The sequence below is a fragment of the Companilactobacillus nodensis DSM 19682 = JCM 14932 = NBRC 107160 genome, assembly GCF_000615905.1.
GTDB classification, from domain to species: Bacteria; Bacillota; Bacilli; order Lactobacillales; family Lactobacillaceae; genus Companilactobacillus; species Companilactobacillus nodensis.
In genome coordinates this window covers 1-1,352 of record NZ_BAMN01000050.1, presented here as the reverse complement: position 1 = coordinate 1,352, position 1,352 = coordinate 1, and the positions used below count along the sequence as shown (strand labels likewise).

Here is a 1,352-nt window from a genome sequence, read left to right as displayed (position 1 = left end):
GATAAATCAGTATACTTTTCGAATGACTTCCCTAAAGTAACTTGTAGCTCGTCGCCTGTGTCGCCTTGTCTAATCTTCAAAGGTAACTCATAAATAGGCACTGTTTTGTCTGTATCTAGAATAATTTTTGGTAAAGTCATTTAGTTATCTCCTCTCTATTCACTAATTTATTTTTAAGCAATTGAACGATCTCACTGTTTTGTTTAATAATCGTTTGATTATTGGCTGTGAGATTGTTAATTTTTTCATCTTGATTGATGATCTGACTCTGTAATTCATCATTAGAAATACTTGGCACGTTTGTTGGAAGACGCAATGCATTTGAATCAAAAGTGAACAGATCGTAATATGTTTCAAATGTCTTGAACCAAGATGATGTCAGGAACGTTTTAATATATCCCTGCTTTTCTAATTCAACATTTGTTTCTTTATCATCGTAGAATTTCATCTGCCATGTTGCTGATTCATCATCAGTCTTTTCAAAGTCTTTAACGACTCCACGCTTATCAAGCAATACATAAACATACATTACTTATCACCTCCTGATTTCGAATCTTCTTTTGTCAACTCAGCATATTTGTCAGGTAATTCATCTTTGATAATTCCAAGCAATTCATCAATAACTTTATTACCCTTTTCGACTTGAGCCATCAAAACTGCCCTATTGTAATTGGCAGCATCTAGTTGATCTCTTAAATTGCCAATCACTTCATTAACTTCTACATCATTATTCATGTCTAAACCAACCTTCCATTTACACTGAGTTGACCATTGCCACCATCTTTAAGTTGCAAACTTCCCAGCCAGATATATCCATCACTTTTTGTACTCATTCCACGCAAACCGTCAATTTGAGTAATAGTTGCTCGCGGTGTTGAAAAACCATAACTTGTCATTGAAACAACATTTCCACCTGATCCGGATAAACTGATGTTTACATCTCCAGTGATCGAACCACCATGAATGTCGGCACCTTCCATCATGATCCCTGATATCTTTTGACCAACAAAATTATCGGCATAAATATTTCCCCGACTATCCATTGCGGTCTTACCAGAACCCTGATAGTAAATACCATTACCATTCAGTAGAAATGAACTTCCCGCATTTGAATCAATGTACATAGCCGTTGGTTCATCACGATTTGGTCTGAATCGAATTACAGCATCACTTGGCTGTTTGATAAAATTGAAAATATCGTCACGTGCTTCGTTAACTTGCTTTTCGATATCATCATAATGTTCCTTGTAGTCATGCAAGTCTGATCGAATGCTGTTCATTTCAGCAGCAGTCTCAGTTTTGGTTTCTTCAACGTCTTTTGAGACATCGTCGACCTTGTTGCCAACTTGATC

Annotated in this window: 3 protein-coding genes; all 3 read right to left on the bottom strand. The window is 36.3% G+C overall.

All coding sequences use genetic code 11. The features are described from left to right. Positions 1-136 precede the first annotated feature (136 nt). Positions 137-529: a hypothetical protein gene (locus JCM14932_RS13915; protein ID WP_025025387.1), complete on the bottom strand. Its 393-nt coding sequence runs from the start codon at positions 527-529 to the stop codon at positions 137-139. Further along, positions 529-735: a hypothetical protein gene (locus JCM14932_RS13910; RefSeq protein ID WP_025025386.1), complete on the bottom strand. Its 207-nt coding sequence runs from the start codon at positions 733-735 to the stop codon at positions 529-531. Before JCM14932_RS13910 ends, JCM14932_RS13915 begins: the two co-directional genes overlap by 1 nt. A gap of 2 nt (positions 736-737) precedes the next feature. Further along, positions 738-1,352: hypothetical protein (locus tag JCM14932_RS16725; protein WP_034543614.1), on the bottom strand; the 615-nt coding region annotated here is incomplete at its 5' end.